This window comes from Pseudomonas coleopterorum, from assembly GCF_900105555.1.
GTDB classification, from domain to species: Bacteria; Pseudomonadota; Gammaproteobacteria; order Pseudomonadales; family Pseudomonadaceae; genus Aquipseudomonas; species Aquipseudomonas coleopterorum.
Genome location: NZ_FNTZ01000001.1, coordinates 179,326 through 206,022, shown reverse-complemented (window position 1 = coordinate 206,022; position 26,697 = coordinate 179,326). Strand labels below are relative to the sequence as shown.

Annotated in this window: 20 protein-coding genes and 1 pseudogene; 9 read left to right on the top strand and 12 right to left on the bottom strand. The window is 56.7% G+C overall.

The genetic code is table 11. The features are described 5' to 3' along the window. The first annotated feature begins 62 nt into the window (after positions 1–62). Both BLV18_RS00890 and BLV18_RS00885 read left to right on the top strand, forming a co-directional pair. Positions 63–1,442, top strand: a complete 1,380-nt coding sequence (locus BLV18_RS00890; protein WP_090355561.1) for a DUF2868 domain-containing protein — start codon at positions 63–65, stop codon at positions 1,440–1,442. Beyond that, on the top strand, positions 1,435–2,793 hold the full coding sequence (locus tag BLV18_RS00885) for a DUF3482 domain-containing protein (RefSeq protein WP_090355559.1): 1,359 nt from the start codon (positions 1,435–1,437) through the stop codon (positions 2,791–2,793). The genes BLV18_RS00890 and BLV18_RS00885 overlap by 8 nt, the downstream gene beginning before the upstream one ends. Before the next feature lie 8 nt (positions 2,794–2,801). Here the strand turns inward: BLV18_RS00885 and BLV18_RS00880 are convergent, their stop codons facing one another. Continuing rightward, entirely contained in the window at positions 2,802–5,090 is a 2,289-nt protein-coding gene (locus BLV18_RS00880; protein WP_090355556.1) for a heavy metal translocating P-type ATPase, read from the bottom strand. Positions 5,091–5,173: 83 nt separating this feature from the next. Here BLV18_RS00880 and cadR point away from each other — a divergent pair, with 83 nt between their 5' ends. The 3 genes from cadR (at position 5,174) to BLV18_RS00865 (ending at position 6,755) form a co-directional block, all read left to right on the top strand. Continuing rightward, positions 5,174–5,623 carry a Cd(II)/Pb(II)-responsive transcriptional regulator gene (gene cadR, locus BLV18_RS00875; RefSeq protein ID WP_090355553.1) on the top strand — a complete coding sequence of 150 codons (450 nt, stop codon included), beginning with the start codon at positions 5,174–5,176 and terminating at the stop codon, positions 5,621–5,623. A 115-nt stretch (positions 5,624–5,738) separates the two neighbouring features. Further along, complete coding sequence (locus tag BLV18_RS00870) at positions 5,739–6,038, top strand: helix-turn-helix domain-containing protein (RefSeq protein WP_090355550.1); 300 nt, start codon at positions 5,739–5,741, stop codon at positions 6,036–6,038. 243 nt (positions 6,039–6,281) lie between these two features. Continuing rightward, positions 6,282–6,755 (top strand): GNAT family N-acetyltransferase, encoded by a 474-nt coding sequence (locus BLV18_RS00865; protein ID WP_090355547.1) that lies wholly within the window; start codon positions 6,282–6,284, stop codon positions 6,753–6,755. Between the two features lie 144 nt (positions 6,756–6,899). On the opposite strand, the pseudogene BLV18_RS00860 reads toward BLV18_RS00865, so the two are convergent. The 5 genes and pseudogenes from BLV18_RS00860 to BLV18_RS00840 all read right to left on the bottom strand — a co-directional run. Next, a pseudogene (locus tag BLV18_RS00860) lies at positions 6,900–7,214 on the bottom strand (thymidylate synthase); the annotation flags it as partial. A 415-nt stretch (positions 7,215–7,629) separates the two neighbouring features. After that, positions 7,630–10,863 carry a hypothetical protein gene (locus BLV18_RS00855; RefSeq protein ID WP_090355544.1) on the bottom strand — a complete coding sequence of 1,078 codons (3,234 nt, stop codon included), beginning with the start codon at positions 10,861–10,863 and terminating at the stop codon, positions 7,630–7,632. A gap of 188 nt (positions 10,864–11,051) precedes the next feature. Continuing rightward, a complete protein-coding gene (locus BLV18_RS00850; RefSeq protein ID WP_090355542.1) occupies positions 11,052–11,753 on the bottom strand; it encodes a hypothetical protein in 702 nt (233 codons plus the stop codon). 118 nt (positions 11,754–11,871) lie between these two features. After that, complete coding sequence (locus tag BLV18_RS00845; protein WP_167375903.1) at positions 11,872–15,171, bottom strand: UvrD-helicase domain-containing protein; 3,300 nt, start codon at positions 15,169–15,171, stop codon at positions 11,872–11,874. A gap of 1 nt (position 15,172) precedes the next feature. After that, the gene (locus BLV18_RS00840; RefSeq protein ID WP_139210998.1) at positions 15,173–15,910 is read right to left on the bottom strand and encodes a hypothetical protein; all 738 of its coding nucleotides are present in this window, start codon (positions 15,908–15,910) and stop codon (positions 15,173–15,175) included. 453 nt (positions 15,911–16,363) lie between these two features. On the opposite strand from BLV18_RS00840, the gene BLV18_RS00835 reads away from it, so the two are divergent. Both BLV18_RS00835 and BLV18_RS00830 read left to right on the top strand, forming a co-directional pair. Continuing rightward, entirely contained in the window at positions 16,364–17,407 is a 1,044-nt protein-coding gene (locus tag BLV18_RS00835; RefSeq protein WP_244156794.1) for a TauD/TfdA family dioxygenase, read from the top strand. A 197-nt stretch (positions 17,408–17,604) separates the two neighbouring features. Further along, positions 17,605–19,746 carry a nuclease-related domain-containing protein gene (locus BLV18_RS00830; RefSeq protein ID WP_090355531.1) on the top strand — a complete coding sequence of 714 codons (2,142 nt, stop codon included), beginning with the start codon at positions 17,605–17,607 and terminating at the stop codon, positions 19,744–19,746. A 44-nt stretch (positions 19,747–19,790) separates the two neighbouring features. Here BLV18_RS00830 and BLV18_RS00825 read toward each other — a convergent pair whose 3' ends face one another. The 5 genes from BLV18_RS00825 to BLV18_RS00800 form a co-directional block, all read right to left on the bottom strand. Then, positions 19,791–20,288, bottom strand: coding sequence for a hypothetical protein (locus BLV18_RS00825; protein WP_139210997.1), 498 nt, complete (start codon positions 20,286–20,288; stop codon positions 19,791–19,793). A 1,164-nt stretch (positions 20,289–21,452) separates the two neighbouring features. Next, positions 21,453–22,085 carry an HAD family hydrolase gene (locus BLV18_RS00820; RefSeq protein WP_090355526.1) on the bottom strand — a complete coding sequence of 211 codons (633 nt, stop codon included), beginning with the start codon at positions 22,083–22,085 and terminating at the stop codon, positions 21,453–21,455. A gap of 33 nt (positions 22,086–22,118) precedes the next feature. Further along, positions 22,119–22,562, bottom strand: a complete 444-nt coding sequence (locus tag BLV18_RS00815) for a DUF6957 family protein (RefSeq protein ID WP_090355523.1) — start codon at positions 22,560–22,562, stop codon at positions 22,119–22,121. Positions 22,563–22,853: 291 nt separating this feature from the next. After that, positions 22,854–23,138: a hypothetical protein gene (locus BLV18_RS00805; protein WP_167375902.1), complete on the bottom strand. Its 285-nt coding sequence runs from the start codon at positions 23,136–23,138 to the stop codon at positions 22,854–22,856. A 14-nt stretch (positions 23,139–23,152) separates the two neighbouring features. After that, a complete protein-coding gene (locus BLV18_RS00800; protein WP_090355513.1) occupies positions 23,153–23,884 on the bottom strand; it encodes a metallophosphoesterase in 732 nt (243 codons plus the stop codon). Positions 23,885–24,089: 205 nt separating this feature from the next. Between BLV18_RS00800 and BLV18_RS00795 the strand changes: the two genes are divergently transcribed. Then, on the top strand, positions 24,090–24,584 hold the full coding sequence (locus tag BLV18_RS00795) for a helix-turn-helix domain-containing protein (protein WP_090355509.1): 495 nt from the start codon (positions 24,090–24,092) through the stop codon (positions 24,582–24,584). A 224-nt stretch (positions 24,585–24,808) separates the two neighbouring features. Beyond that, positions 24,809–25,315, top strand: coding sequence for a hypothetical protein (locus BLV18_RS00790; protein ID WP_139210996.1), 507 nt, complete (start codon positions 24,809–24,811; stop codon positions 25,313–25,315). A 289-nt stretch (positions 25,316–25,604) separates the two neighbouring features. Here the strand turns inward: BLV18_RS00790 and BLV18_RS00785 are convergent, their stop codons facing one another. After that, positions 25,605–26,678 carry an ArsO family NAD(P)H-dependent flavin-containing monooxygenase gene (locus BLV18_RS00785; RefSeq protein WP_090355503.1) on the bottom strand — a complete coding sequence of 358 codons (1,074 nt, stop codon included), beginning with the start codon at positions 26,676–26,678 and terminating at the stop codon, positions 25,605–25,607. Positions 26,679–26,697 lie beyond the last annotated feature (19 nt).

Genomic DNA, 26,697 nt, shown 5'->3' with positions numbered 1-26,697 from the left:
CGGCAGAATAGCAGAGCCTCCTTGGGTTATGCTCATGGCGAATCCGCCGCCTGGAAAAACGCGTGAGCGCACCCACTCCCTTGCACACACTCTGGCTCAGTGAAGCCATCCGCCTGCGCGAAGAACAGGCAGGCCCCCTGGAAGACCTGGAAGCCAACCGCCGAGCGCGGCAACAGGGGGGCGACCTGGCCGCACGCATCGAACATCGCGCCCTGATACTGGCCGACCGCGATGGCCAGCGCCAGGCCCTGCGCCACTGGTTGCAGGGTGCACGGCTGGCGATGCTGCTGCTGGCTGTGCTGGCCGTGTTCAGTGGTGCCGGATTAGCGTTCGCGGCGCTGGGCGATGGCCAGCAGCCGGTCAATGTGTTCTGGGCGCTGGGCAGCCTGCTGGGGCTCAATCTCATTCTGTTGCTCAGCTGGTTGCTGGGGCTGGTCGCTGCCGGTGGCCACGGCGCGGTACTGGGGCGGCTGTGGTTGTGGCTCAGCGAGAAACTGGCGCGCGATGCGCAAGCCGTGCACCTGGCGCCGGCGCTGGTACTGCTGCTGCAACGTCGTCGGCTCAACCGCTGGGCACTGGGCACGCTGGTGCATGGCTTGTGGCTGCTGGCGCTGCTCAGTGCGCTGGCCGTGCTGCTGTTGCTCCTGGCCACCCGGCGCTACGGCTTCGTCTGGGAGACCACCATTCTGGGCGCGGACACCTTCATCAGCCTGACCCGGACCCTGGGCGCCGTGCCCGCGCTGCTGGGTTTCAGCGTACCGGACATCGACATGATCCGCGCCAGTGGCGATCAGGCGACCAACGTCGAAGGGGCACGCCAGGCCTGGGCCGGCTGGCTGGTCGGCGTGCTGCTGGTCTATGGAATCGGCCCACGCCTGCTGCTGGCCGCCTTTTGCCAGTGGCGCTGGCGCCGAGGCCGGGCACGCCTGACGCTGGATACCACTCTGCCGGGTTACAGCCAGTTGCGTGAACGGCTGATGCCCAGCAGTGAGCGCCTTGGTGTGCGCGATGAGGCGCCCGACGCCCTGCCCCAGGTTACGACGGCGCCAGCCAGCGAGCCGAGCGATGGCGCGGTGCTGGTAGGTCTGGAGCTCGACGGCCAGCACCCGTGGCCGCCCGCGTTGGCCACCGGCATTCAGAACGCTGGCGTGCTCGACAGCCGCGAGTCGCGCCAGCGGCTGCTGGAACAGATGACCCGCTTCCCGCCCGCGCGGCTGGTGATCGCTTGCGATCCGCGGCGCTCGCCCGACCGCGGCAGCCTCGGCCTGATCGCCGAAATGGCCCGCTGCGCCACGGTCACCCGCGTGTGGCTGTTGCCCGCACCGCCCGGCCAGGTGCTCGACCCGCAACGGCTCGGCGATTGGCGGACCGGCCTGGATGCACTGGGCCTGGCCATTGATGAATCGACACCGCTGCACTGGCTGGAGACCGGCCATGAGTAAGCCCCTGACCCTGGCCGTGGTCGGCCACACCAATGTCGGCAAGACCTCCCTGCTGCGCACGCTGACCCGCGACGTAGGCTTCGGCGAAGTGTCGCACCGGCCCAGCACCACGCGTCATGTGGAAGGCGCACGCCTTTCGGTCGATGGCGACGCCCTGCTGGAACTCTACGACACCCCCGGCCTGGAAGATGCCATCGCCCTGCTGGATTTCCTCGAACGCCTGGATCGCCCCGGCGAGCGGCTCGACGGCCCGGCGCGGGTCGAGCGGTTCCTGCAGGGCAGCGAGGCGCGCCAACGTTTCGAGCAGGAGGCCAAGGTGCTGCGCCAGTTGCTGGCCTCCGATGCCGGCCTGTATGTGATCGACGCGCGCGAGCCGGTGCTGGCCAAGTACCGCGACGAACTGGAAGTGCTGGCCAGCTGCGGGAAACCGTTGCTGCCGGTGCTCAACTTCGTCAGCAGCAGCCAGCAACGCGAGGGGGATTGGCGCGAGGCACTGGCCCGCCTCGGTCTGCACGCCTTGGTTCGCTTCGACAGTGTGGCACCGCCCGAGGATGGCGAGCGGCGGCTGTATGAAAGTCTGGCGTTGCTGCTGGAACATTCACGCCCAGCATTGCAGCGGCTGATCGAAGATCAACAGGCGCAACGACTGGCGCGCCAGGGCAGCGCGCGGCGGCTGATCGCCGAACTGTTGATCGACTGCGCAGCCTGTCGCCGCAGTGTGACCAGCGAAGCGGCCGCAGGCGCCATCGAAGAGCTTCGCCAGGCGGTACGCAAGCGCGAGCAGCGCTGCGTGGAAGCCTTGCTCAAGCTGTATGCCTTTCGCAGCCAGGATGCGTCGGCCGGCGACTTGCCACTGTCAGATGGGCGCTGGGGCGACGACCTGTTCAATCCCGATACGCTCAAGCAGTTGGGCGTGAAGGTCGGCGGCGGCATTGCGGCCGGTGCGGCGGCGGGCGCTGGCGTCGATCTGCTGGTGGGCGGCTTGACCCTGGGCATGGCAGCCATCGCTGGCGCCATTGCCGGCGGCGCCCTGCAGACCGCCCGTGGCTATGGCGCGCGCCTGTTGGGCAAGTTCAAGGGCGAGCGCGAACTGACCGTGGACGACAACGTGCTGCGGCTGCTGGCCTTGCGTCAGCAGCAACTGGTGAAAGCGCTCGATGCCCGTGGCCATGCTGCCATGGGCACCATCGAGGTAGCGGCGCCACAGGAGCAGACCTGGCGCGAAGGCAAGCTGCCCGAAGCCCTGAACAAGGCCCGAGCCTACCCGAAATGGTCCTCGCTCAACGGCCACAAGCACCTGGCCCAGCGCGAGCGTGAAGAACAGATCGAAGCCCTGGCCCAGCAGCTCTGACGCCGCAGTTATTTGCGCAGCAACCGCAGCCCGTTGAACACCACCAGCAGGCTCACACCCATGTCGGCAAACACCGCCATCCACAGCGTCGCCATGCCGGCCACGGTCATCAGGAGGAACACGGCCTTGATCGCCAGGGCCAGCACGATGTTCTGCAACAGCACCGAACGGGTCTGCCTCGACAGCCGAATGAACGCCGGTATCTTGCGCAGATCATCGTCCATCAAGGCGACATCGGCCGTTTCAATCGCGGTATCAGTACCTGCGGCCGCCATGGCGAAACCGATTTCCGCCCGCGCCAGCGCTGGCGCGTCATTGATCCCGTCGCCAACCATGCCGACCTGGTGACCCTGAGCGTACAACTGCTCCACAGCTTTGAGCTTGTCAGCAGGCAACAGGTCGCCAATCGCCTGATCGATCCCCACTTGAGCTGCGATCGCCTTGGCGGTATGCGGGTTGTCTCCGGTCAACATCACGGTCTTTATGCCCAACGCATGCAACTGGGCAATGGCCTCGCGGCTGATCTGCTTCACCGTATCGGCCACCGCGAACAAGGCCACCGGCCCTTGCGGGCCCAGCAATACCACGACCGATTTACCTTCACGCTCCAGCTGATCGAGTTGCGCTTCCACCGCCGGGGAGCACTGACCCAGCTCTTCCACCAGGCGATGGTTGCCCAGGTGATAGGTCTGCCCTTCCACCTGACCCTTGATGCCTCGCCCAAGCAAGGCCTCGAAGTTGTCCAAGGTCAGAGCCGCCCCATTGGCGTCAGCAGCAATGGCTCGCGACACAGGATGGTCCGAACGTCCCGCCAACGCCTGGGCAATCGCCTGTGCCCGGCCTTCGAAGGCGGAATCGAGCAGCGCGTAGTCGGTCTGCACTGGCTTGCCATGGGTCAGCGTGCCGGTCTTGTCCAGCGCCAGATAGTCCAGCTTGTGACCACCTTCCAGGTACACGCCCCCCTTGACGAGGATGCCTTTGCGCGCAGCAGCGGCCAAGGCACTGACGATGGTGACGGGCGTGGAAATCACCAGCGCACACGGACAGGCGACCACCAACAGCACCAGCGCGCGGTAGATCCAGTCGAACCACGCGCCCAACCCCACCAGCGGCGGCACCACCGCGATCAGCAGGGCCAAGGCAAACACCACGGGTGTGTAGACCCGCGAAAAGTTATCCACAAAGCGCTGGGTAGGCGCGCGCGCACCTTGGGCCTGCTCGACCGCGTGGATGATGCGCGCCAGTGTCGATTGGCCGGCGGCGGCCGTGACCCGGTATTCCAGCGAGCCGGCCTGATTGATGGTCCCGGCGAACACCTGGTCGCCCACCCCTTTCTCGACCGGCAGGCTTTCACCGGTGATGGGCGCCTGATCGATGCTGGATTGACCGGAAATCACTTCACCATCCAGACCGATACGCTCCCCCGGACGCACGCGGACGATGGCCTCCAGGGCGACAATCTTGACGTCCTGTTCCAGCCATTGGCCATCGGCCTGGCGCACGGTGGCCGTGTCCGGCGTGAGGCGCATCAGACCACCAATCGCATTGCGGGCCCGATCCAGGGATTTGGCCTCGATCAATTCGGCTACGGTGAACAGGAACATCACCATCGCCGCTTCCGGCCATTGACCGATCAGCACCGCGCCGGTCACCGCAATGCTCATCAACGCATTGATGTTGAGGTTGCCGTTCTTGAGTGCGATCCAGCCTTTGCTGTAGGTGCCCAGACCACAACTGGCGATCGACACCAGGGCCAGCAATGCCACGACCCAGGTCGGCGCCGCCTGGGTGAAGTGGACCACTTCGGCCGCCACTGCCGTCACACCCGAAAGCGCCAGCGGCCACCAGGGTTTGCGCGGCGCCGGCAGGTCGTTGGTAGCAGGTTCGTCCCCGGTGATGGGTTCGGCGTGCATGCCCAGTGATTTAATGGCGCTCTCGATCGCCTGGGTATCGGGCAGCGAATGGCGCACGCCGAGCACCCGATTGATCAGGTTGAAATCCAGCTGCTGCACGCCTGTCAGCTTGGCCAGCTTGTTCTGGATCAGCGTCTGCTCGGTCGGACAGTCCATCGCCTCGATGCGGAACTGACTCAGCCGGGCCTCCTGGCTGCCGCCGGGTGCCAACTGGACGGTCGACGGAATGGCCGCCTTGCCAGAACAGCAATGGCCCGACGGCGCAGGGCTGGTCTCGTACTCGTGCTCGTGCTCGTGCTCGTGCTCGTGCTCGTGCTCGTGCTCGTGCTCGTGCTCGTGCTCGTGCTTATGATCGTGGGCATGGCCGGAAGTGGGGTGGCTCATTGGTCGCAATTCCCTGAAGTGCAGGTTGCCAAGTGAACACCCTGTAGCCACTATAGGGTCAAGCATCTTCCAGGGTTATGAGCATGAAAATCGGCGAACTGGCGAAAATCACCGACTGCCAAGTCGAAACCATCCGCTATTACGAACGCGAAAGCCTCTTGCCGCCCCCTGCCCGCAGCGACGGTAACTATCGCCTCTACACCCAGGCTCACGTCGAACGGCTGACGTTCATCCGCAACTGTCGCATCCTGGACATGACCCTCGACGAGATCCGCAACCTGTTGACCCTGCGCGACAGCCCCCAGGACCAGTGCCAGAGCGTCAACGACCTGATCGATGAACACATCCATCACGTCAAGGCGCGGATAGACGGCCTGGTAGCCTTGCAGGAGCAGCTCGTTGCTCTGCGCCAGAAATGCCATGGCGGTACCGCCGAGGAGCACTGCGCGATTCTCCAGCGTTTGGAAGTCAGCGGCGCCGTCACCGTCCCCGATGCTGAGCACTCACATGTGGGCCGCAGTCACGGGCATTGAAAAAAATACGTCGCGGTTCAGCAGATACACCCTGGCATGCGAATCGCCCAAGAAATATGAATAATATATGGCTCATTTCATTTGACATGAACCATATCAGGCTCATACTCAGCCTATGTTAACCACACTTCTGCAACAGATCCGCAACCGCCGCCAACAACTGGGTCTTCAGATTCAGGACATGCCCCTGCGCACTGGCCTCACCCGCCAGCAATATGGAAAGATCGAAAAGGACGGCAACCCGCGCCTCAACACCCTGGACCTGATTGCCGAAGGTCTGGATGCAAGCATGGTCCTGGTGCCCAAGGACCAACTCAAACTGATCGAAAAGATCCTCGCAGGCGCGCCGGTGTATTTCGAGGATGATCGACCTGTGGATAACTATCCGGAAAATCCTTGGGATGATCTGCCATGAGTGTAGAAACCGTAGCGGCCTTGAAGCTGACGCTGCATTCGTAATTGGTCGGCTGAGGCCCTTGCCGCCAATGTCATGAGGCCGGACCAGCAAGCGATCCTGCACCAGCATTGGCAACACCTGCATGCGGACTTTCGGATCTCTTAACTGAATCAGCGAGCAAGGTTTTGAAACAATCCTAGTTTCGCTATTGCAAAGCCTGCCTATAGGTTCGTTGCACATGTCCAACAAAAAGAACCTGTCATGAATCGCACCGCAACCCCCTTTCAAATATCCGATCTGCGCACTGAACCTGGTTTTCTTGCCATCGTGGGCGAGCGGCTGTGGCAAGCCTGGTGGAAGGAAGACGGCCACACCTTGGAAGATGTGCTGACGCTTCTGGAAGACAGCCTGCGTTCCAAGCCCATTCCCACCACTTTGGTCGCTCATGCAGGTGAGCGGTTCATGGGCACGGTATCGCTGATCGTTTCGGACATGGATGAACGAGTGCAGTATTCGCCCTGGCTGGCGGCGCTGTGGGTGGAGGCCGAGAGCCGCAATGACGGCGTCGGGGCGGCATTACTCACAGCCGGAATGCAGAAAGCGAAAGCTGAGGGTGTCGAGCGGGTCTATCTATGTGCTGTCGAGGAAAAGTCGGCGTACTACGGGCGGCTTGGCTGGGAGCAGATCGAGACTGACGTTGGGGGGATGAATATCTTCACCAAAGCATCGGGGTAATTGCATCGAAACGCCTGGCCGCAGTGCAGCAGGCAGACTGCGGTGTCTGTTTCGCGGGCAGAGCCCGCTCCCACACGGGCTCGTAGCAGGCGCAGATGCCGCGACTTGTCAGGTTCACCCCTACGCATACGGGAGCTTGCGCGATCACACCGCCATCGGTGCAGTCAGTGGCGCGTGGTGTTCGTAGCCTTCCAGGGAAAAATCACTCGGTTCGATCAGCTCCAGCCACTCCGGTTGGTACACGCCAGTCTTGGCGAACTCGGGCACGCGATCGGAAATCACCAGCTTGGGGGCCGGTAGGGGCTCGCGTTTCATTTGCTCGTTGAGCATGTCCAGATGGTTCTCGTACACATGGGCGTCGCCGATGAAGTAGGTGAACCAGCGCGGCGTGTAGCCCGTCAGGCGTCCGACCAGCGACAGCAGCGCGGCGCCTTCGGTGAGGTTGAACGGCGTACCCAAAAAACTCCTCCCCCCATATTACTGCACACTACGGTAACTTTTGAAGCCTTCCTAGCGTTTCTGCATATGTGCATTATAGCTTTTTGCACAATATGAACGCAACAGGCCTTCCTCGAAAAAACGCGAAATAGTCACAGTCTATCGCTGTTTCTAGCCACGCATTCTATGGTCACAACCGACTCTGAGATCGCTCATTATTTTGCCGGAGATCACCGCTTATGGGCATAGAGAAAGCTACCAATCAGTGGTTCCAGAGCCTTGCCCCGGACACTGCCTGAAAGCTTGACCATTTCGTCCATTGACCTCGGCAAACGCTCATGCACTCACTTCCAACGTGGGGTATCCGCGAGGTTCAATATCGCTAGACTGACGCGTGCCAGGGCGGACTGTTGAACACCCGCCTTGGGCTAGAATCTCAACGCCTCCGAAACGAACCGATTTGTGCGTGTGCTCTTCTGATGGGCGGGTCAATCTCACCCTCAGGAATGTATACATCGTCTTCCAGACCGATCGCTGAAATGTCCGGATCGTTCGCATCAATTTCCCAAGCCCACTTCGTCACGACGCCAGTGGTTATGATGTGGGTAACGGGCCTTCCATCTGCACTAGGCGTCGCGACGCAGCATTTCTTCGCCAACCCATATTCATGCAGGAATCTCTCAAGATTCTCTGAGGAGTTTGGGGTCATGGTATTGATACGGGAGAGAAGGGTTTGGAGCTTCGAAGAATCTGCTTTGGAGTAGTCCACGTTTTGCGATACCACGACCCGGTAATGAGCTGGGTTCGCCTTATCGATACCGCGAATCAAGGTTATGCGGAGCGATCCAGCTGAATCCTCTTTACCAATAGACCCTGCCATATTTGAAAAAATCTTTTGGCCAACCATTACCTGCTCAAAAGCGAACATCATCAGCGGCAGTTTTCGTTCGCCCAGTCCAAACCCGACACCTCGCCACCCAGCCTGATCCCAAAGGTGGTTTTGAATCAACGAATGAACCGTTACGTCGCTGTGCTTCAGATCATCTAACTTATAAGGATGCCAGACTTCTTGTTCGTCCGTAGGAGCTTTGTTAGCTTCGACCTCTGCAGATTTTGGCACATCATAATGATCGGCCCAACTGACGCTCCTGGTTGGCAGGTATAGCTCATAAGAAGCGTCTTTATGAGATTCTATACTTGGGTCAACGTCCTTGCCCATCATATGAGTTTGCAAACCCAAATTAGAGTTGAAGGTCACAGCGCGCTCTAGAGCCTTATCGTCCCGCAACATTTCCTCTAGTTTGGAGAAACCAATATGAGGGCAAATTGCAGAAACAAAGTGAAGGCAAAACTCAGTGAAAAAGGTCTGCACAGACTCTAGCTCGCTGGCAGTCATTTGAGTGCTGTCGAAAGCAGAGCACGTGATGTGGGCAGATGCGATCTGCGCTCCCATATCAAAGCTGTATTCAATGACCGTAGAGGCACTGTGTTCAAGCGAAATATCAATCGTCATGCTCGGCACCGACGCCACCGCACGCTCTGCCATCATAGGTGCACAGAAGCTCTCAATTACCGCCAGCAGTTGCTGCGCCACTTCGATGCACGGGGATTTAATAGGAAACGAAACACTGACCGCGCACCCCAGTATTTGGGAGTTAACGGTCGTCCAGCGCTCCATATACAAATCCAAAGGGGCTACTGGGACGCCAAAATCCATACCACGCCAAGTATTGATAAACTCAATGTTGAACGGGACGTCATCCTCAGATAATTTAGACTCATACCCAAGACAAACCCACAACGCGTCGGCAACAATGTGCAGCCCCATTGACCTCAGTTTATCTGGAAGCCAGGCTAATTGCTGCACCTCTGAAAAGCTTGCATTAAGCAACAACTGCCCTAGTAAACATTCGTAGCTAATTCGCTGATCATCTGTCCACGGGTCATCATCCAGCGTTGATCCCACCAGCCGAGATAACGAATACCAATGCAAAGACTGGCTTAGCCTTCCTTGCTGCGCTTCTATCCACAATAAACGATTGTAGATGGCTACCTGGCGACGAGAACCGCGTTGTCCCTTGATAGCCTGCGATGTTACAAGGTGCGCGGCCATGATTGCTGCGCCCCTTGCTGCCCATGGCAGCCCCTTCTTTTCATATGCATGGGAGAGCATATAAAGCGCTGAGAACATCTCATCTTTTGTTTCGGGTGTGTACAGCCCGTAAAGCGACATTCCCAGATGCTTGATTGCTCTGTTGTAGTCTTTTTTGTCGAAACTGACAGCCGCGCGTCGCAGATACCTGTCTGCGACTACCAGACCACCCTCACGAGCGCCAGCATCATCAATGAGCTTGTTTAGTAGCGAGTTGTAGGTGTCGAGGTCACCAAACGCTACGTCGAGGGCTTCAACCAAATTGAGCAGTCGGGCTATAGGGTAACCTATCAGCTTATGCGCATCGCCAGCTATGGTCTCCAGTCTGCCAAAGACGGCATTGACCTGATCCTCGGTTTGACAGCTTAACAAATCCAAAAACCCCAAGGCGGTTTGGGCTTGAAGTGAACTGCTGATCATGTCGGGATCGTTGGCCAAGCTGTCCAACTTAAGGCGAATCCTTCCCTCCAATGCAGGATTATCTAGAGTGGACGTGCCATGCCTGTGGCTAGTGATCACCAGATTGTACAAGGTGACAACCTTTTCCCAGACCTCTACATTCTCAGTTTGCTCGGCAACAGCAATTGCTTGCTCAAAGTAGGACTCAAAAAGGTCGATATCTTCAAGCCACCAGTACGCTGCCCAAGCGTACTGGTATAGAGCGTCAAAACGCTGTCTTTTGCTTCCAAATTTTTTTGCGGTTCGAACGGCGACATCAAAATGGTGCCGAACAGCGTAGGCGTCCTGCTCTAACTCTTTGTGGATAATTGCCCGCTTGGTGTAGAGATCAACCTGCGAGAAGGTCAGGTTGCCAGGATCTTCAATCTGATCAATTTTTCGTTCGATTTCTGCTAGCTGGATGCGCTTATCGGCATCGAAAGGCCCGATTTGGATTTGGCTTTCTATACTTCCCGTAAGCCCGAGGTAATCAATGGCGAGCTGCTGATTTTTTGGATGAAGTGTTTTGTCCAGCAGCCAGCTGCGGTCAAAAATCGTTACCTCGACTCCGTGCTCCTTCGAGAGCTTATCTTGCAACGCCACCCTTGAACTGTTCTTGATATACATGCTGCTGACGCAGAAAATCTTGGAGTAGCCACGCCCGGTAGAAAGCATGCTCTCGACATCTTTGACACATTTCGCCTTCCAGGCTTTTTGAGTACTCACCCCAAATGCCCATCGCTCAGCCTCCGGGGCATCGTTGAGCCCCCAGAAGAAGGCGATCTGGTTCGAGACAGGATACGTTTCAGTATCGGTCTTGCCGTCGCCACCCGCCGTCGGCCCGGTCTGAGGAATGAGATTCGGACAGACCTCACGCTCGCAGAGCTTTCTTACAAAGACTTCGAACTGAAGCTCTTGGCTTCGATTATTCAGTGATGCGAAATGATACTCCAGCATGGAGCGGTCGATGGCTGACTCCTGCAGCTTTACAGAATCAGAGAACTCCTCCGGTCGCCTCGCTCGCAAAAAGTCTTTGGGGTTGGGGCGGGAGAGTCTTGTCGACTCCGCAGGCTTATCCATGATCCACTCCTGGCACGAAATAAATTTTTAGCTGTGGAAGCGTTACGTAGGCATCGAACGTAACAACGTTGACTGAATTCAACTTTACGTCGCTGGCTCAGCCTGCAGCCAATTTGGCTACACAGATGCAGCGCCCTGCCATCTAACATGACGCCTGCCTTCAGAAAACCCGCGTGGTAAACGACCGCTTATGAGGCCAGCCAGAAATTACAGCTGAAGTTGTTTAGTCCCTCGCCATGCCGGCTAGGCCGCACCATAAACTTTTCCGGAATTTGGTTGCCGTCTCCACTGTCCCGGAAGAAGTCCCTCACCGAGCAGAGCGCCTGCACCTTCAGGTATTCCCATTCGCGGTACAGCCTATCTTGCTCATCGCTAGCGGCTTTAGCTGCGCTGGGCTTGCGTTTGGGCAAGGGCTGGGCATAGTTCGGCAGTGGCGAAGCGTCATACACGAACGTCGTCGTACCGCTGATCCACTTCGCAGAGGGCAAAGCGCGCCAGCGATATCGAACGCTGACTGTCAGCCGATTTCCGAACGAATAGGGCGCCAGGATCTGGTCGTCCACGTAGAACCGCTCACCCTGGTCTTGTTCAGTTTCGACCCTGTCTTTCATCTGCTGGATGGCATACACCAAATCACCGCCCGCTCGTAACGCATCGGCCCTGGTTTGTTCGACTTTGAGATAAGCCTTTGCTTTGCTGTAATTGGTTATTGCCCGTTCGAACGCCTCAAGGTTCGAGGCGACATATTCGCCGCACTCACTGAGACGCAGCTCGTGCATCGGGCCTATCCGCTCCTCGCTCAGGCACCTTTGCATTGCCATCTCCAAGGATTTCACATCGACAGCGCTTATGGCGTTCTGCTGATCGCGGGGCAGATTAATGACAGTCATGCGTGGAGCTCTTCCTTAAGTGATTAGATAACGTCGGCATCTCGGCCCCGAGCAGTCATACGAGCAATGATTCCGTAGTACCGACCTATTACGGCCAGCAAGCCATCGGGCGAATGGGTTAAGGTCTTTGGGCACAGATAGTTGAATACGCGCAACGGTTGCAATGCTTCCCACGACTCGCGGAGCGCTCTCCCGCACGAAGTGCCTTTATCGCCTTGAACACGTTGGTGCTGCTCGCCCTGGCAGAAGGAATTGCACTTCCAGAGCGCCCGCTCACTAGGGAATGTATGGAGATGTTTTCGCATCGACCCCCACCGAGGTTTTCCAGGAGGGGGCGCACGTTATTGCAAACGTCAGTCAGCCCAATGCCCGTGCGTAGCCAGACCAAGCCACCGTTTGAGTCACGAAGCATCCAAGGCATGGTGATGACCTGCCCATTCACGGTAGCCGTGCTTTCGGGCACGTACTGTGAAATCCCTGGCTGTAAAATGGTGCCGCGAGAAAAAGCGATCCAGGCATGCTCAGATAGCATCCTGTCCTCTGCATGAGTGGGCAAAGGTTTCTCACCCCACGCTTGGAGGAATGCGTCCTGCGGCTTTGCCCCATCGCGGTAAACATATTCCAGCCCTGCAAGCACAGATCGACGGGCCCGGATTGAGATGTCCAACTCCTGCTCTGCAGGAAGGTTCAACTCGTGGGCGTAGTGGTACTGAAGCGAACAACCCATGAACCCGTTGAGCATCGAGAAATTGATCGCGGCAGGCGCCGCGAAGGGAACAACAGCAAGGGGTGGCGCAACGACAAGCGCGTTGGCAGATCCACGGGTCGGTGTGAAGACCGACGGATCACACAACGGTGTGGGAATCTTCGAAGTATCGGTACCGCAGTAGATATTGAGGCTGTCTTTGGCCCTCGATATACCTACATAAAGCAGGTTGTTACGCTCGATGGCTTCACCCTCAGCCCGTTTCTGAGGTGTGCTGTTGAGAACTTCAGGAGGAAGCATAGACGCTTGGCGATCATCCTCCTGCCGAGGCGGTGGAGCATCAGCACCGAAGCGAAACTTATCGACGTTAGCCATGTGTACCACGTCGAATTCGAGACCCTTGCTCCCGTGAACCGTCATGAGCCGGACTGCGTCAATCGCAGCGGCCTCAGGCGGCAATGATCGCTCCACCGACCGCTGGCCGATATAGCGCCTGAAATCCTCCCTTACCAGAAATTTGGAAAGAGTTGCCTGGCTGCCGACACCATCGCTATTGCGCACACCGTAGAGGAATTGCCACAGCGCCAAGCGCCGAATTTGCGCGGAGGGCGACTGATCAGCCAAGTTATCCAGCCCGAAACCCTGTTCAAACATCAGGTCGCATACGAATGCCCAAGGGCGAGAGCTGCGGGTTGCTGCGCCCAGCAACGTATTCAACGCCTGGACAACCTGCAGCCCCTTTGGTGATATTCCCGGCACGGGCTGCTTCAGCCAACGACCGCGCTGGTAATCGAAGCCGAGCTTAGACAGGTTAGTGAGCAGGGTGATATCCGAGGCCGGCATGCTGAACTCAGGGCGCCGCAGTAGCCCCAAGAGCGCACTGGGTGTACGCTGTGCCAGGAGCTGCATCAAGCACATGAGCTCTTTAACTTCAGCTCGTTGACTCAACTCCCCAATGTGCAATACGGGAATCCCGGCCCGTTCGATGTCTTGGGCTAGCTTGTCCAATTGCACGTTAGTGGAGCTGATAATCCCCTGGCTACCATAACTGTTGCCAGCCATCAGACGTTGCCCGATCTGCGCAATGATGTTGGCGCTCTGGGCATCTCTTGCCACCTGGAACAAGGCTGGCATAACGCCACTTAAGGAACGAGAAGGTGAGACAGGGTCAAGAGGCACCAGCGTCTGCAAGACATGGTGAGTGCCAGCCCTTTCGACTGCGCGCAGAATTTCGGGCGAGCTACGGCGATTGATATCCAGGCTGTAACGCTTGATCGAATCCGTCTGCCCCCTAACAACGTAGGCTTCATCAAACTTGAGCAGGCTTTGAATCGATGCTCCGCGCCAATGGTGAATTGCTTGGCGTATGTCGCCGACGACCCAGAGATGGCGCTGCGCAGAACCGATTTTCTTAACAAACTCAACCATGACATGGTTGACGTCCTGGTACTCATCTACCAAGACATAATCGTACTGGTCAAGGAAGGCTGCCAAAGAGGGGCGATCCTCTCGCGCTCTGACGGTGGGCCGCACTAGCAGGTCTGGATAATCGACCCATCCCTCCCGGCGCAGGACATCCTCGTAGGCTTTGTAGAGGGTGACAATATCGCCACGCTCAAGCGAAACGTCTGGGTCGACTGGAGGAAGGGTCTGAAGGATGGAGGAATAGTCATCAGGAAAGACGAGCTCCTCCTTCAGCCGATGGATAGTCTTTAAGACATCGGGCAGCCAGTCGTAAGGGTTGCGCAACCTGAAAAAATATTTCAGCTCTAGATTAGGGAGCTCTTCGACCATCATTCTGACCTGCTGCAGCAGATCTGCGACCTTGATCTGAGGGGTCAATCCGAAGAGATGATGATGTTTGCGCAGCAATTCCAAGCCGAAGGAATGGAAGGTGCCTGCCCAAATATGTGCGGCGCTCGGAACATTGGCCGCTGTGAGTCGCTCTACCAGCTCCTGCGCTGCGCGGTTGGTGAACGTCATGACCAGGATTTTATCTGCAGGCACACCCGTTCCGATGAGGTGGGCTACGCGATGTACGAGCGTTGTTGTCTTGCCTGTGCCTGGCCCTGCCACGACGTTGACGTACTTCTCGGTCGCCTGAGCCGCTTGGCGCTGAGCATCACTTGGGGGGTGCGCAGGCGCAGGAAGCGCAGGGGGAACATCGGGAAGCAGCAAAGCGTCAGCCAGTTGCTGCCGTACTACCTCCAAGGGCAGAAGAAAGTGCGCGGCAATTTGCCGAGAGCGCCATCCGCTTGACCACAGCGCCCTTGCCGTCGATTTGGGTAATAAGAGCTCCCGTGCAAAGACGTTGGCTTGGAGCTCCTGGCGCTCCCAAGCTCCATACCCATCCACCACTGCAGACCCAGCGGACTGCCCGGCACCTTCATCGAGGAAGGACGATGAGGATGAGCCTTGCGACTGCTGGGGAGCGTCGAGATACCAATGGCCGAGCTCATGAGCTAACAGATAGGCTTTCTCTTCCTGGCGAACATCATTACGAACCAAGATCGTGAGCATGGATCGCTGTATGAGGGCATTTCCCCCGCCCAGCGCATAATCGTCCGGAGCTACCCATTCGATCGCTAAGCCCAAAGTATCCTCGACGACTGCGAGCAACTGCTGACTAGTTGGATAGTTCTCACCACACGCAGCGATGAGTTTCGCCCGCGCGTTCATTGCCTGAATTCGTGCGCGGTCGAAAGGATTCATCCTAGTCTCCCAAGGCCAACAGTTGAGCTTCCTCATCGTGAGGCAGATCGAGCGCTTTCACTGCCTCTTCCCACGATACAGGCTCCGTCAGAATCCTAGGTCGACCATTTGGTGCCTTGAAAGACGGTGCTTGCAACTGACGGAAATTGATACTGGCCGCCTGAGCTATTGCTTGCTGGGAGACCTTGAAGAACTGTGCAGCACGATCCAAGAGGACACTAGGAGCACGTACTATCCCGCAAACCAATTCATTCACCAGCTTGCGCTTGCCCGGCAGCCCGAGAGCCACCGCCAACTCGCTAGCCTTAGGGCCCACGAACTGCGCCATAGCGGCCTGCGCCTGCTCCACTTCTACGGCTGTGCAGAGAGTCGCTGCTTGGGGCTGCAGGCAGTAGGAAAGCTCCTCGGCCAAAAAACCTCCCACAATCTGAGACGCCGAGCGACCGTATTCCTTAGCGGTTAACTTGATATCCAAGCTTAGAGTACGGTCGAGCCTGGCCATCCACTGGTAGTTTTCACCGCTGTAGGCCGCGACTTTCTGCTCATACCCATCGAGGACTTTTCTACCACTGCGCTGCTTGAGTGCTTCCTCGAAACGGCCATAGCCGGTTTCGACCATCTCCCGGATCAGCACTGAAAACTTCTTCCCTTGAATAGTAGCAGCCGATTTCAGCGCTTCATGCATGGACTCTGGCACATAAACACCAAACGTCTGTAGGACGTCCTTGGTGCTGGTCACTGGCCCCGTCCGAGGCGTTTCTGAAGCACGAGGCAACGCTGGTTCGTAACGACTACGCATAGACACCTCCTTAAGCGACACATCCTTTTGTGACACAACCTGGACAGGCGATGAACTCGATGGTTCTGGCGAACTGGCAAAGTGTGGAGGAACTACAACGTTAGACGTCAACTCCGCCATGACCCTTTTGGCGAGCAAATCGGGAGACTGCGCCTGCACCTTCAGCACATCGCCGCTTGGCAGAGGTACCGTGCATTGATGGATGCCGTCCACCTCCTGAAAATCACTCGCGCAAGAGACCCACGCGAGATAATCGGCCCAAGCTCGAAGGGACGAAGAAGTCAAATTGACATTACTTTTCATGGTAGACTTTGGCCATCGTGATGGTAGGAACACAGTGATTACGAGCGTTCGTATATCATCTTTATATCACTTGGCCATGGAGGGACGCAATTGCTCAACGCTCATTTTTCACGGGCTATCCACGGCGCAGTGAGCGGCTGGATGCTCGAAAATTCACTCGATACCTGCCTTTCAGCTCTTGATCACCCCTCGCGTCTTGGCGCCGTTCTGCTTCCTGCCATCGAGTCCTCTTTGGCTAAGGTCGGTATTGAGCTTTATGACGTCCAAGAGCATGCGTGGACGAATCCGCTAATTCACCTGCGGGCAGTTTTTGAACTGCATCGAGATCTGCCTGAAACCCCTTTCGCTTTCACTCCTGTTCCAGACGTTGCTACAACCATTGCAGCAAGAGCCTGTGCCGTGGCCTGCTTGGCTGCGCTGAATTCGGATACCGTGTCTTACGGTTCGGAGAATGGCGGGGATTTGTTTGTAAACCTTGTCGTTATGCCAGGCGACGATGACTTCGCGCAAAAGTCCAAAAAGGACATGCGCGGCCATACCGACGGCGTATCATTTCCGCTCCGTGGTCAGCCCCACGAATTCGACCCGAGAGTGGCGCCTTCACCAGACTTCGTTTGCTTGAGCGGCCTCCGGAACCCGGACAGCATTTTTACAAACGTCATGCCACTGGAAATGGTTCTGAAGCAGCTTTCAGCTGAGGACATCGCCGAGCTGATAAAGCCTCAGTACGTACTTCGCCCCCAGAAAACCTTCAAGCTTGGCCTGGATAGCCTTTTTGGTACACGGCACCCACTTGCCAAACCAATTCAAAACATCCAACTGCTTTTCGAGGCGGGGGATGGATACTGGATTCGGTACAGTCACAGCGCCGGCGATGCGGATTTCGATTCAGATCTGCCTAAACAGGTACTGGATCGGTTTGAGAAAGCATGCCTGGCCTGTTCGACCTCGGTTGTCATCTCGCCTGGCGATCTTTTGGTCGTAAACAATCGCGTAGGCTTGCATGGGCGTAGCGAGGTCGGTGGGGAAGCAGGAGGCGAATCTCGATGGCTATTGCGTACCTACGGACTGGACACCAGCGATCTGACGGCGGCCCAGCGCTATCCAGAAAGCTCGTTCAAGCTTTTTCCATAAGTGGATCCCCTACGAGCCACTCGTTACGGGCTGAACCCGACGTGCCCTCGTTCCTGTCGAACACGAACGTGATCTCAACATTGTTGACCCTGCGACATCCCCTGACCAAGTCCCCACCAGCGCCGTCGCTGGCCATATCCGTGAAATGATATTCTAACCTCAGAGCAGGTGAGCGAATTGGATGCGATGGGGTATGAATGGTGGTTCAGTATCGATCTGAGGAAGAAGTGGTTGCTGAGCTGATGCGTCTCACTGCTCAGCCGGGTTATGTCTACGCACTGGCCACGATCTGCCACAGGGACGACTTGGTGATGTATGGCGATGAGCTCTTGGCAGAGAACCTGGAGCGACTTCGGGGCACTGAGCGGTTGATCAGAACCGAAATCACAACCCTGCTGGGACTGATGGTTCGCCAGCCGATCGATCTGCAACAGCCTACGGTTGAGCAGCTGCAGGAGCTGGTCAGCCGCACGGATGCGCTCATGTCGGAACTGCATCACGCAATGAACCAGCCCTCGATGGCTTCGATACTCGCAGCTTCTAGTAGCCAAAACCCGGATGAGGTTTGGCAGGGGGCAGCGATGCGGGAGCCCATCTTCTACGGCAGCGAGTCGGCGTACCCATTCCAATACCGTGATCTGTTCGTTGAGAAACACGCTCCTGACGATCAATGGCTTATTAGGAACAAAGGGTTCACAAGCGGGCAAGCGCAGATTGTTGCCCGATCAATGTGCGCCCTCATGAATATCCGGGTTAACCAAACGCCCTCCCGCGCCCCTGATCGGCTGGGCGACATTTTGCTGCCTTATGAATTCACCGCTCAGGCCGTGGCGGAACGAAGCCACCTAACCTTGGAAATTGTTGAAAACGTCTTCCGCGCGCTGACGCTTGACTCCACTAATGACCAATTTAGGGAAATTGGCGACTTCAACGCTGTTTGCGCTACACCACTGTTGCCCACCGGACGGGGATCGGTGCTTTTGTTCCAGCAGTACGCAATTTATGAAGCGCTGTATGAGTCGCCATTCTTCTGGATGATTGCTGACAAAACCTACAGAGCGACCGCGTCAGACAACCGTGGCGCCTTCGCGGAAAAGTTCGCGCACCGTCGGCTGGCTGAAATTTTCGGCCAGGGCAGAGTGCACTCCAACGTCAACATCTTTGACGGCAAGGATATTGCTGGCGAAGCAGACGTACTCGTTATATACGCCGACAAACTGATCATCGTTCAAGCCAAAGCAAAGAAGCTGACGCTTGCTGCTCGCAAGGGAAACGATGGGCAGCTCAAAAGCGACTTCGCGGCAGCCATTCAGAATGCCTATGACCAGGGGTATGAGTGTGCACAGGCGATTCTAAGTGGTCGGTGCCATCTTGTTGATAGCTCAGGTGCTGAGATCAAGCTGCCTGGGGTTATCAAAGACGTCTACCCCATTTGCTTGGTCTCAGATCACTACCCAGCGTTAGCATTCCAAGCGGGGCAATATTTGAAACACATCACCACAGAGATCATTCGCCCTCCTTTCGTGATGGACGTTTTCTTGCTCGACGTTCTGGTGGAGATGCTGTCATCACCGCTTCGACTTCTGAGCTATATCGGCTTACGTGTAGCTGCAATAGATGAAGTCATGGCCAGCCATGAGCTGACCACGTTGGCGTTTCATCTTCGCCGTAATCTTTGGCTCGACCCCGCGTACAACATGCACATGCTGGAGGACTCGATCTCGACAGATCTTGACGTCGCGATGATGGTGAGACGCGACGGTTTTCCCGGGCAGCGGACGCCGCCTGGGATACTCACGGCGATGGTGAGCACACTGTACGAAAAACTCATCTCTCAGATTGAATGGCAAAACGACCCTTCGATCATAAGCCTGGGGCTGCAGTTGCTCGCATTAGGGGAACAAACCTGCCGCAACATTGATCGCGGTCTGGTGGCGATCACTGCTCGCTCTCGTAGCGACGGGTCTGCACATGATTTCACGATCCAGGGGGACGATAGAACAACCGGCATCTGCTTCCATTGCAACCCGTTCCCTGGTGAAAAGGCGGTAAAGGTATTGCAAGCCCATTGCCTCAAACGCAAGTACTTGCAACGTGCCTCCCGCTGGTTTGGTGTCTCAGTGAGCCCCGAGGGCCGCCTGCAGTTCGGCGTGTCATTCACCTTCCCTTGGGAGAAAGACGATGGGGTGGAAGCGTTGGTAAAGGACGCTGTACCACCCTCCAGCGCGGGGACTGCACTCAAAGCCCTGGAGCGAGAGATGCGACCTAAAAAATACGGGCGAAATGCTCCATGTCCTTGTGGGAGTGATCAGAAATTCAAAAAATGCTGCGGCAAATGACCTCATAGAAGTCCCACAGCTTGTGGCCTCAGGTCTTGTCCGAGCTAGAAGTGAAGCGCATCGTCACTCTCCTCATCGTGCTCCGAATCGAAATCTTCCAATTCCTCATCCTCATGACCTATCAGGCCGCTTTGATAAAGGCCAATCTCATACATCCTCGACTTCAACTCTTCATGAGCGCTGCGAATCGCCAAGACGGTAGCAGCGAGATGCAACACACCGTTGAGATCTCGCTGTAACTTGTTCACGCGCAACAGACAGCCCAAGGTGTGCACGCCAAGAAGCCACTCGGTTCGTGCTGAGCTGGACGTTCCTTCATTCCTATCGAAGACGAACTTGATTTCGACTTTGTTGACGCGTCGTCGCCCCCGAACCATGTCCGCGCCGGAGCCGTCAGGAGGCATATCCGTGAAATGATAGGAGCCCTGTACGAACACCAGGTCACCAGGGGTGACCAGAATATCGAGCGTGCTCCGATCTAGGTCATCCGAGATATTCCTGACACAGGCATGATCCATGGCGGCCCGCAACATATTGCTCATGTAACGGTGCAAGCTGTGCGATGGTGCCTGGCCGACGTACAACAGACCCTCTCTGGTGCAAAGGTAGCCATCCTCGTCACAGACCCCATTGCGAAGAGCCGCTTGATATCCCTGGAGCTTCGTAACATCCACTCCGACGTGTTCGGCAATTTCGAAAACCCTGAGGTGATTGAAGTACCACCACTGGCAACTCATTAGCTGGAGTGGCTTTGAATATGGCCAAAGGATCGAGCCGGCTCACATCCTGTTCCCACACCGCCTTATCCGCCTTGAGCCGATCAGCGGTGAGCGTAAGCTCCAGAGCATGCGTGGAATGCGCCTCCCCATGATGGATAGAGCAAAGGACTGCGAGGTTGGCCGGCGAGTGATCGCGACTTTCCGCCCATGATTTGATGTGGTGAACGATGACCGGGCGCTCAGCGTCTCGACAGACACAGCAAACCCAGCGATTGTCGTAAAGGGTCTTGATGAGGACATCCAGTGGTATCGGTGGCCTGCCTTTCCCGAGGATCTTGGGCACGACCGATTCACTGAGCCCCAGCTCCAGCAGTTTCTCCGGACGTTGTAATTGAAGCTTCGCGAGTGTCCATTTCTCTTCCCTCAGCCTCCTGGCCAACGCACTGTCTACCCCTCGTGCCATGAGAGCCCGTTCAACTGGATTTCTAGTCACGAGCTCGACTCCGTTTTGTGATCAGTGGAGATTAACCGATGAAGATCTGGGCCGCTGCTGAGCCTATAATGAAGCGCCATGCAGGATCAGAAAGCTACTGGGCCGCTGACGCCCACGGGGTTACGGGAAGCTCGGCTTTGCAGGCAAGAGACCAGAGCTGACCATCAGTCAGTGGGGTCTTAGGATCCGACGCCGGCTCTCATTATCAAAAAATTGGCAACATGGCCAAGCGCGGCCAGAATCCAGATGCACCTATAAACTAATTTTTTAACGTGTTAACCGCAGGGGTTTACAGTTTAAAAATTTGGTTTACAGGCCCGAATTTTGTAAGCGCCCGGCGAACTCATCTCACCTAAGATGTCTCATTGCAGGATTGACGATCCCGATTGCATTCGATGCAACCAGCGAGCTTACTTACATCCGAGTAATTCCTGCGTTGATTTGGCGCAAAATGTAGTGGTTTGGTAAGCATCAGCCCAACTCAACGTGCACAACTACGCGTAGGCGAGCACAACCTGCGCGAAGTCGGTTAGGCTCGAAAATCGCTCTGCCCGCTCCCTGCGCAAGAGAAAGCCGCTGATACCACATCGGCGAGGGCCGTCTCTGTCGCATCGCACCGAGTCGCCGATCATCACGACTCGTCCGTGACTGCCGAAGTCATCACCAGGCCTGACACCCATTAAATCACAGGTATGTCGATAGATGATCGGGGAAGGCTTCATGGCACCCATCTCGTAGCTGAACCCGTAGCCATCGAGGTTCGGAAATATCTGTTGAATCGCTGGGCCATATGGCATGGCCAGATTTGAGCATATAGCTGTCCGCATGCCCGCAGCCCCGAGCATCGCTATGGCTTCCAAGGCATCTGGGAACGGCTCAATGCTCGCAAGCTCGGCTTTGAGGGCTTGCTCCAGGAAACCGAGCCGGTCAGGCGTCAGCTTGATACCAAAACGTGCAGCCGCCTCTGAAATGCACAGCCTGTGGGTCATCAGGGTCTGCATATCGTCTGGCCTAAACTTGCGGCCTTGCCGCTTGCCTTCGCGCAGCAGCTGACCATAGGGATGTATTGGCCGTGTTATCCGGGCAAGGGTGCCGAACGCATCGAAGATTACTGCCGCGATTTTCATCAGGTTCCCTGGCAAGGAGGTCGGGTCTGGAGGCTACTCATCAAGAGGGCCGTTAGGTGAAAACGACACGCTTGCCATCCTGTTGGCTTGGGCTTGAGCAGTGCGCACGGTTTCGATATCCGCTGACTTGCGAAAGCCGTGCGACAACAGGATGTAGACCGTATCGACTGTTTCAAAAATGCCTGCCGGATCCATATAGGCCGCATACCCGGTCATCACCGAATCCCCTCCAGACAACTGACCGCTACTGTGTGAGAGCACGTGATGTACGTACAGGACAGTAGGCATCAGATGAGTGCTTTGAGTGACTACAGGGTCAACACCTGCGACATCAATGAGTATCCATGCGGACACAACACAATAGGGTTTGCTCGTTAGTCTGAGCTTCTGCTCGATAGCCGCTTTACTGGCCATCGACGCACCGCTCACCCGCTCACCATCCAGGCAAAGCAGCTCAGCTATACGGGGCAGGCTCATCCAATCTCCTGTGCGGCAACGTCAGCACCCAAGGCCCATCCTCTGCCAAAAGGACATAGCGGCTCCCACTCCATGTCACAGCAACCACGTAGCCGCCGCACGTTTCGAACTCCATTACTGCTGAAGTACGTATAAGTCGACCGGACTGGAATCTATCCTTTCTATCCAAATAGATGGTTCCCTCCAAGCAGAAACCAACAAGCTGTGGCTCAAAGAGGTATGCGGTGATTCCTAGCTCGAAGCTAATCGTCTCAGCTTCAAGGACAGCTCCTGGTACTGGCTCGCGAGTACTCATGCTTCCTCGCTACTGAATCGCGTCACAACGACGTAATGGTCATTACCGTTCAAGCTTTGGAGCATCTCAAACTTTCCCACCGTAGCTAAATGCCGAACAGGCGGCGTCAAGATGGTCATCCCGTTGGCAGATGCTCCCGACAGGTCGCAATACACGGAGGCAGCGAATCGATTGCCGACCCGCGCAGCGTTCATGAGATATGCATCGATGGGCACTCCCCAGTCGATTCCCTTGGCTTTCTCAACCCCATCGGGGATTCCTGTAGCGTTACCAAAGCCCACGAATGTCTCCACATTTACTGAAATTCTATGACCTTGCTGGGGTTGAAGCCGGTATCTTCGCCTGGATAACCTTTGGGGTTGCTCACGGTGCGGCAACCTCCCAGAACGGTATCTACAGCGCGATGCGTGTGACCGAAAATCCAGCCGTCTGCCTGCAGGAGCAGCGAGTGCCATGCGTTGCAGTAAGCGGCGCTCAGATGTCCTCCATGCTCATCGCCTGCGACCTCCGGAACAGGCGCATGATGGGTGACGACGATCGACCGACCATCAAATGGTCTGTGCAGCTCTGCTGTCAGCCATGCTTTGGCTTGGCGATTGCGCGCAGCAACATCATCAGGTCGCAAACGTCGAAAGTTGGTATCCGCTCTGATCGCTCGGAAGTCCGTCATTGTCTCTCGCGCCACTGACATTGCGGCGCTTACATCACCGGTGCTGGAGAAATCCGTCCACGCAGTGCAACCCAGGAAGCGGGTATTCCTCCAGACGAACGTCTCGTTCTCTAACACATGCACATGACTAGCGGCGGCCTTGCGTGCCTTGTCGAGCGTTCGGTCAAAATGGCCCGTGTAGTACTCATGATTCCCCATGACATACGCAACATCACAGCTGAAGGTGTCGTTAGCCCACTCGATCCCTCGCGTTTTCTTGTTGATGTCCCCAGCGAGCACTACCAGGTCGACCTCCAACGACGGCGGCACAAATGGCTCAAACTCGGCGTGCAGGTCGGACAGGACGTAAACCTTCACAGACGCCTCCTTAGTCGGTTTAGGCGTAAATTGATAACTCACCCAGTCACGGTGAGATCCGAGCCATGCATCAACAGTGTGATCAGCTCGCAACCAAGACAGCGGCTCTGGCGTGGCATGATACCTACAACCACCCACTACACACAATATACGCTGTTTATTGGGCCGACCACCCTGTGGCTCTATCCTTGTTTTTTGGATGCTTATGCCCCTAAAAACAGAGATAGCTGCGACGCTGAGGGCTATCCGGCAGCAGCGCGAGCTCAGCTACGACAATTTGGGCGATGTGGCCTTTCGTACTACGCTCAGCTTGCTGGAAAGGGGCAAATCCGGAGTGAGCATCGCCAAGCTCATAGAACTTGCTGAAGGCTTGGAATTTGATCCGGTTGCGTTCATAACCCTGTGCGTGGCCTTGCAACGCGGCGAGAGTTTCGAAAATACACTTGCGTCAGCTCAAGAAGAGCTTCAGCGATTCGCTGCGGCAGGCGGCGTTGAATTACTCCATCAGCAAATGGATGGTGAAAAGCTGGCCAAAAGATCTCCTGGTCAGCCATTGCGAATTCAAAACCTGCAGGCCGTACAGGCTTTAAAGGCTCAAGGTAAAACCCAAGCCGAGGCTAAGCGTGAACTGGGCTTGTCTCACTCTACCATCCAGCGTTATTGGCACTCTGAACCACACGCTCATCTCCCAAGGAGATGAGCGTGTGGCGGCCTTGTCGGCGCAGCTACCCTGACTGATCTTCCTCAGCGAGGGGGCAAGAGCGTCTGGATCTGAGGCAATGCAGATGTTGAAGATTCCATGGTCAACGTTGCAAAAGCACTGGCCCACCTGACCTGTGTTCAAAATGTCAGTTGAGGAATCTGAGGTTGCATGAGCATCAGTCCGACTAGAAAATCTCTGTGATATGTAGACGGAGGCGCGAGATGATCAAAAAAACCAGCTGCACGCAGATGATGGTTCCAGAGATCATTAGCTCTCAAATAGGTGTTTGCTCATCGTCACCAGGCAACATGTTTCATGCGCATACTGCGTGCATTAATGCTGGAAATGCGGTGAGTATGCCCTTGAGCCCTGCCCTCAGAGCAGCCAGAGTCAACGCGTTGTCGGATCTAAGATCCGCACGAACGACGCTGCGCCATTTGAAGAAAGCCTGGATCGAAAATTACGGTCACGCACAGCTGGAAATCGAATTGCTCCGGCTACAGGCCGCGTGGCAACGTGATAACAAGAGTGCAGCTTTGGGCCACACAAACATCGGGGGATTAAGCGAGCGAAGGCAGCGTAGCTCAAGCGGTTACCAGCGCGCCCTAATTATCGAGAGCGCCCGCATCAAGGCCATCTCAAGGAGCCTGCGCTGGAAACTGATACAAGATGGCTGGGCCGACAGCAAAATGATTGATGTCCAGATTGCGCAGGATCTCGGGCTCTAAGCCAGCAGCTGCTCCTCTCCAGTGACCGAGATAACCCTCCGCTTCTCACCATGCTCTCGGGGAGACAAGATCTAAAGTCCTAGATCTACACCCAAAAGCTCTCGCCCATCTCAGGCTCTGCAACGCTTATCAACGTAGCGTTAAGGCCTGGGCAAATTCACTCCCCGCGACCGGCTCACCGGAGTGAGTCCGCGCCTCGAATCGTCAAAATCCAGGCCAGCGCGATTCACCTGTCGAGAGCCCTCCTGGAAGCATCCAAGTAGGTGTACATGCTATGCGTCACAGGCCATCAGGCTAGACCTGCAAGATAGCTTTGCACTTGCTTCACTACCTCTCGGGCAGTGCGGGTGACCCCGATCAATGTGGCCGATCCGAGCCCTGTCCAATCCCCGTAACCCACCAGCCAAAGATTGGGTAAATCAACACTTCGGTTTTCGTCTACGGCTACCTTGCCGTCATGACCGACGACACCTAGGTCACGCAGGTGGTCGAGCGCTGGAGAAAATCCGGTGCACCAGATGACGGCATCAACCTTCGTCTCGACTCCCGACGGCCATACCACACCTGATGAAGTGAAATGCGTAAATGGCCGTACTGCGCTGAGGACACCTCGTCCGCGAGCTTCTAATACCGGTGGCACCATGACGATGTCGCCCAGCCCTCCCACAGGCTTCTGGGGCTCCACGCCCTCTTGCTGCGCCTTCAACCGAGCTGTGGCTCGCTCGAACAAGACACGGCCATCGACGTCATCTGGAAGAAACTTTGGTGCCTCGTTAGTCACCCAGGTGGCCTGACCCACTTTTGAAACCTCGGCGTAAATCTGGGCACCCGAGTTGCCACCACCTACGACAAGAACCGTCTTTCCCTCGAACTCACTGGGCCTCTCATATTGGGCGGAATGGATCTGCTGCCCCTTGAACACTTCTTGTCCTGGGTAGGTTGGAACAAACGGGCAGCCCCACGTGCCCGTTGCGCTGATGACTACCCTGGCATCCCAGCAGCAATCCTCAGAGAGAACGCGCAGTCCGCCCTCGATTTTCTCGATGCGGGTCACCCGCATGGAGCGGACGATCGGAAAATCATAACGACGCTCGTACTGGGTGAGATAGTCGACGACTTCGTCACGATGAGGCGTTTCTTTCGACACAGCAGGCATCGGCCAGCCTGCAATTGAACTCCACGCGGACGGAGAGAAGAGACGGAGCGAATCCCATCCATGTCGCCATGCGCCTCCAGGTGCAGTCTCGGCATCGAGCAACACGTAGGAAAGACCTGAGCGCCTGAGGAAGTAGGCCGCTGTCAGCGCAGACTGACCACCGCCAATGACCACAACATCAAGTATTGGGTTTTGATTCACCGTCATCCCTCCAGGCCAATCCGCT

Bases quoted from the DNA above. Each gene is read 5' to 3' on its own strand.
- BLV18_RS00885 (WP_090355559.1), top strand. From the start codon at position 1,435: ATGAGTAAGCCCCTGACCCTGGCCGTGGTCGGCCACACCAATGTCGGC.
- BLV18_RS00880 (WP_090355556.1), bottom strand. From the start codon at position 5,090: ATGAGCCACCCCACTTCCGGCCATGCCCACGATCATAAGCACGAGCAC.
- cadR (WP_090355553.1), top strand. From the start codon at position 5,174: ATGAAAATCGGCGAACTGGCGAAAATCACCGACTGCCAAGTCGAAACC.
- BLV18_RS00870 (WP_090355550.1), top strand. From the start codon at position 5,739: ATGTTAACCACACTTCTGCAACAGATCCGCAACCGCCGCCAACAACTG.
- BLV18_RS00865 (WP_090355547.1), top strand. From the start codon at position 6,282: ATGAATCGCACCGCAACCCCCTTTCAAATATCCGATCTGCGCACTGAA.
- BLV18_RS00855 (WP_090355544.1), bottom strand. From the start codon at position 10,863: ATGGATAAGCCTGCGGAGTCGACAAGACTCTCCCGCCCCAACCCCAAA.
- BLV18_RS00850 (WP_090355542.1), bottom strand. From the start codon at position 11,753: ATGACTGTCATTAATCTGCCCCGCGATCAGCAGAACGCCATAAGCGCT.
- BLV18_RS00845 (WP_167375903.1), bottom strand. From the start codon at position 15,171: ATGAATCCTTTCGACCGCGCACGAATTCAGGCAATGAACGCGCGGGCG.
- BLV18_RS00830 (WP_090355531.1), top strand. From the start codon at position 17,605: ATGGTGGTTCAGTATCGATCTGAGGAAGAAGTGGTTGCTGAGCTGATG.
- BLV18_RS00825 (WP_139210997.1), bottom strand. From the start codon at position 20,288: ATGAGCAATATGTTGCGGGCCGCCATGGATCATGCCTGTGTCAGGAAT.
- BLV18_RS00820 (WP_090355526.1), bottom strand. From the start codon at position 22,085: ATGAAAATCGCGGCAGTAATCTTCGATGCGTTCGGCACCCTTGCCCGG.
- BLV18_RS00815 (WP_090355523.1), bottom strand. From the start codon at position 22,562: ATGAGCCTGCCCCGTATAGCTGAGCTGCTTTGCCTGGATGGTGAGCGG.
- BLV18_RS00795 (WP_090355509.1), top strand. From the start codon at position 24,090: ATGCCCCTAAAAACAGAGATAGCTGCGACGCTGAGGGCTATCCGGCAG.
- BLV18_RS00790 (WP_139210996.1), top strand. From the start codon at position 24,809: ATGATCAAAAAAACCAGCTGCACGCAGATGATGGTTCCAGAGATCATT.
- BLV18_RS00785 (WP_090355503.1), bottom strand. From the start codon at position 26,678: ATGACGGTGAATCAAAACCCAATACTTGATGTTGTGGTCATTGGCGGT.